Genomic DNA, 4,536 nt, shown 5'->3' with positions numbered 1-4,536 from the left:
TTTCCGTCGGCACCTGCGCGGCGCCAGCTGGCTGATCGCCTATCTGCCGACCATCGCCCTGCTGTCGTGGGCCGGCAGCACCACCTTCGGCGGCCACGGCTACCTGTCCTACGGGCCGGACCTGGTGGTGGTCGGCGTGGTCGCGCTGGGCTTCTACTTCTGGGGCGTGCGTGCCGGCTGGCGCACCCCGTCGCTGCAGCAGGCCAGCGGCGGCTGAGCCGCGGCGGCGCTCAGCCGCCGCGCAAAGTTTGCAGCGCGCGCGACAGCAACGTGGCGCCGCTGAAGCCGGCCAGCGCGCACAGCCCTGCCGCGGCGGCCAGCGCACCGATCTCGGCGTGATCGCCGAACAGCGCGATCGCCGAGCCGATGCACGCTGCCGAGAACCCGGCGCCGACCAGGCCGATGCGCAGATGCGCGCGCCAGCCGCGCAGATGCGGCCAGGCGCGTACTGCGACCAGGCCGGTCAGCAAGGCCGGCAAGACGCCGAACAGGTAGGAATACAGCGCGATCCCCAGCAGCATCAGCAGCCCGCCGCCGATGTCACCGAGGTGAGCGCCGCCCCAGAGCCACGCGACCGCCATCATCGGCAGCAAGACCGCCGCAGTCCCCAGCGGCGGCCCTACCAATGGGAACGCCATGGCCACGCCGAGGTAGACCAGCCAGCGCGGCAGCGGATCGCTCCCCGCGTCGGCGCCCATCGGATCGGCGCCTTCCGCGCCCGCGCCCGGCGGCGGATCCGCAGCCGCCTGCGGCGCAGGCGGCACTGGAGCGTGACTCACTTGGCGGGCGCGGCTTGGCGCTGTGCGGCGCTGGCGTCGCGGGTGGCGCGGAACTCGGAGTCGCGGCTCCAGTTCGGCCACTGCGTCGAATTGGCCAGTTCCTCGCCCAGCGTGTACAGCACCTGCATGTCGCGCGCGGCGCCGGCGAAGGTCCAGTTCGGCTGCCATTCGTCGCCGGGCTGGTGGTAGCGCTTGGCGGTGTAGTCGTCCGAGGCGGCCTTGCCGGCCGCCACGCCGCCGTCCACCCAGTCCTGGCCGGCGGCGAAGGACAGCGCCGGCACGCCGCGCTTGGCGAAGGAGAAGTGGTCGGAGCGGAAGAAATAGCCGGCTTCCGGCTTGGGATCGGGCGTGTAGCGCAGGTCCCAGCCCTTGGCCACGCGCTTGAGGTCGTCGAGCAGTTCCAGCTTGGCGGTGCCGTAGATGCCGAAATCGCGCGAGGGCCCGAACGGGCTCATGCCGTCCATGTTGATCACCGCCACCGTGCGCGCCAGCGGATACAGCGGCTTGGAGGCGTAGTACTCCGAGCCGAGCAGGCCCTTTTCCTCGGCAGTGACCGCCATGAACACCACCGAGCGCTGCGGCGCCGGGCCCTTGGCGAAGGCGCGGGCCAGTTCCAGCAGCGCGGCGACGCCGCTGGCGTTGTCCAGCGCGCCGTTGAAGATGCGGTCGCCCTTGGCGTCGGGCGCGCCCACGCCCAGGTGATCCCAGTGCGCGGTGTAGATGAGGGTGTCGTCCGGCCGGGTCTTGCCGGGCAGGCGCGCGACCACGTTGCGCGAGGTGATCACCTCCGACTTCACCGCGTAGTCGGCGTACAGGCGCTCGCCCTTCAGCTCCACCGGCTTGAAGTCGCGCGATTGCGCCTGCTTCTTCAGCGCATCGAAATCCAGCCCGGCGCGCTTGAACAGGTCCACCGCCAGGTCGCGCTGGATCCAGCCCTCCAGCTCCGGGTGCACCGACTTGGGATCGTCGCGGACCACGTCGAACATGCTGTTGGTGTTGGAGTTGGCGACGGTGGCCCAGCCGTAGGACGCCGGTGCGGTCTCGTGCACGATCAGCACGCCGGCCGCGCCCTGCCGCGCGCCTTCCTCGAACTTGTAGGTCCAGCGGCCGTAGTAGGTCATGCCCTTGCCGTCGAACGCGCCCTTGCCGGTCTCGAAATCGGGGTCGTTGATCAGCACCACCGCGATCTTGCCCTTCAGGTCCACGCCCTTGAAGTCGTCCCAGCCGCGCTCGGGCGCCTTGACGCCGTAGCCGACGAACACCAGCGGCGCGCCGTCCAGGGTCACCTGGCTGCTGCCGTCGAGCGCGGCGCGCACGGCGATCTGCTGGCCCTGGGTCAGGGCCTGGCGCTGGTCGCCGCTGGCGATGGCCAGCTGCGGGGTACCGACGATGTCGGCGCGGCGCAGCGGCACCGCCTGGGTCCACAGGCGCTTGCCGTCGCGCAGGTCGCCGCCGGGCTGCAGGCCGGCCGCCTGGAACTGCGCGCTGAGGTAGGCCACGGTCTTCTCCTCGCCCGCCGAGCCCGGGGCGCGGCCCTCGTAGGCGTCGGAGGCCAGTGTCTTGACGTCGGCGGACAAGCGCTTGGTGTCGAAGGTCGGTGCGGGCGGCGGTGCCGCCAGGCTGGCGCCGGACAGCGCAAGCGCCAGCAGGCTCACGATCGGTCGTTTCACGGAGTTCCCTCGGCAGACACAAAGAACCTCGAGTGTAGCGGCGCGGCCAGGCGATCGGCAGGGGCCGGGGGCCCTTCGGGCGCGCGGTCCTTCGAACGCTGATGTCCTGGGACGCACCATCATCCACGCGCACGCCGCGTGCGGCTGCGCGTGCGGCAGGCACGCGCGAGGAAATGGACGCTCGCCCGGGACTTCCGTGGCTGGAGCCCGCGGGCCGGCTGGCGCCCCATCGCGGCCCCAGGCCAGCACCGGCCGGGCCGCGGCAGCGCTCAGCGTCCGCGCAGCCGATCCAGCGCCAGCGAGAGCAGCATGGCGCCGACGCCCCCGGCAAGCACGCAAGATCCCAGCCAGCTGCCGGGCTCGCGGAACGCGTCGCGGTGGCTGTTGATCCAGGCGATGAGCGCACCGACGCAGACGGCCGACATGGCGGCACCGATCACCCCCACCAGCAGATGCGCGCGCCAGCCACGCAGGCGGGGCCAGGCATAGGCGGCGAACAGGCCGGTCAACAGCCCCGGCAACGCGCCGAAGATGCAGGACATCAACGCCATGAGCAGGAGAAGCGGCAGCGCATCGCCGAAGCCGCCGGGCTGCCCCCACGTCCAGGAAAACGCCAACGGCAGACCGACGACCAGCGTGCCCAGGAGCGGCGCGACGATCGCGAACGCCAGCACCACGCCGCTGCGGACCAGCCAGCCTGGCGCCGCCGCGGTGTCCGCCGGGGCGACAGCCGCAGCTTCGTCCATCCGTGCCGCCGCGGCCCCGGCGGCAACCGCCGGGGCAGGCGCCGGCGCTGCGGACGGCGGTAGCGGTTCCCGACTCACGCGCGCCGCGCTGCGTCGGCGCCGCGGCTCGCACGGAAGGCGGAATCGGGGCGCCAATGGGGCCACTGCACCGCGAAGGACAGGTTTGGACGTTGCACGAAGATCCCTCTCGGCAGGCATGAGCGGCCGAGTGTAGCGAGGCGGCCGCGGGACCGGCGAGGGCCGGGCACCCGCCAGACGTGCGCTGTCGCAAAAATTTATTGTGATAAACCGCTCAAATACGAACCTGAACATGCTCTAATGCCGCGCTCGCGCATCACGGGGCCGCGCCGATCCGGTGGCCACGCCGATCCGCGAGCCCCTCCCGGCTTCCACCCGAGCCGGGCGCGGTGCCCGTTGCCCCTACCCTCATCTGGGCCGCTCCGACTGCGGGGCCGGCCCGCTTCCGGAGACCTGCAGAGATGTCGATGTCCCCTCTCACCCGCATCACCCGTTGCGTGCTGGCCGCCGCGCTGCTGGCCGCCAGCGGTTCGGCCTGGAGTTACGCCGTCAGCAAAGGCACGGTGGTGGACGACCGCGGCAACGCGGTGCAGCTGCGTGGCGTCAACTGGTTCGGCTTCGAAGGCAGCGCGCACACCGTGCATGGCCTGTGGGCGCGCAACTGGAAGGACATGATCACGCAGATGCAGGGCCTGGGCTTCAACGCCGTGCGCCTGCCGTTCTGCCCGCAGACCCTGCGCGGCGTCGCGCCGACCAGCATCGACTACGGCCGCAACCCGGACCTGCAGGGCCTGAATTCGCTGCAGGTGCTGGACAAGGTGGTCAACGAGTTGAGCAGCCGTGGCATGTACGTGCTGCTGGACCACCACTCGCCCGATTGCCAGGGCATCTCCGAGCTCTGGTACACCGACTCCTACAGCGAGCAGCAGTGGCTCAGCGATCTGACGTTCGTGGCCAAGCGCTACGCGTCGGTGCCGGGCGTGATCGGCATCGACCTGAAGAACGAGCCGAACGGCCGCAACACCTGGGGCACCGGCAACCTCAAGACCGACTGGAACAAGGCGGTCGAGCGCGCCTCGGCGGCGGTGCTGAAGGTGGCGCCGAAGTGGCTGATCGTGGTCGAGGGCATCACCGACAACCCGACCTGCTCCAGCAGCTACGGCTACTGGTGGGGCGGCAACCTGGAACCGCTGACCTGCACCAAGCTCAACGTGCCGGCCAACCGCCTGCTGCTGTCGCCGCACGTGTATGGCCCGGACGTGAACTGGCAGCCCTACTTCGGCGACAGCAGCTTCCCGGCCAACATGCCGGCGATCTGGGAGC

4 protein-coding genes and 1 pseudogene are annotated in these 4,536 nt (G+C 71.1%); 2 read left to right on the top strand and 3 right to left on the bottom strand.

Annotation, left to right across the window (positions count from 1 at the left end):
- A pseudogene (locus CEK66_RS18250) lies at positions 1-217 on the top strand (amino acid transporter); the annotation flags it as partial.
- A gap of 13 nt (positions 218-230) precedes the next feature.
- Here the strand turns inward: CEK66_RS18250 and CEK66_RS18245 are convergent.
- The 3 genes from CEK66_RS18245 to CEK66_RS18235 form a co-directional block, all read right to left on the bottom strand.
- Positions 231-779 carry a hypothetical protein gene (locus CEK66_RS18245; protein WP_226978676.1) on the bottom strand — a complete coding sequence of 183 codons (549 nt, stop codon included), beginning with the start codon at positions 777-779 and terminating at the stop codon, positions 231-233.
- Complete coding sequence (locus tag CEK66_RS18240) at positions 776-2,449, bottom strand: M28 family metallopeptidase (protein WP_152237849.1); 1,674 nt, start codon at positions 2,447-2,449, stop codon at positions 776-778. The genes CEK66_RS18245 and CEK66_RS18240 overlap by 4 nt, the downstream gene beginning before the upstream one ends.
- 269 nt (positions 2,450-2,718) lie before the next feature.
- Positions 2,719-3,195: a hypothetical protein gene (locus tag CEK66_RS18235; RefSeq protein ID WP_226978675.1), complete on the bottom strand. Its 477-nt coding sequence runs from the start codon at positions 3,193-3,195 to the stop codon at positions 2,719-2,721.
- 479 nt (positions 3,196-3,674) lie between these two features.
- On the opposite strand from CEK66_RS18235, the gene CEK66_RS18230 reads away from it, so the two are divergent.
- A partial coding sequence (locus CEK66_RS18230) for a glycoside hydrolase family 5 protein (protein WP_148829345.1) occupies positions 3,675-4,536 on the top strand: 862 nt, incomplete at its 3' end.

Origin of the sequence: Xanthomonas sp. LMG 12460 (assembly GCF_009192895.1) — a bacterium.
Taxonomy (GTDB): domain Bacteria; phylum Pseudomonadota; class Gammaproteobacteria; order Xanthomonadales; family Xanthomonadaceae; genus Xanthomonas_A; species Xanthomonas_A sontii.
The sequence above is the reverse complement of the archived record's forward strand: the minus strand, read 5'-3'. Positions and strand labels throughout refer to the sequence as shown.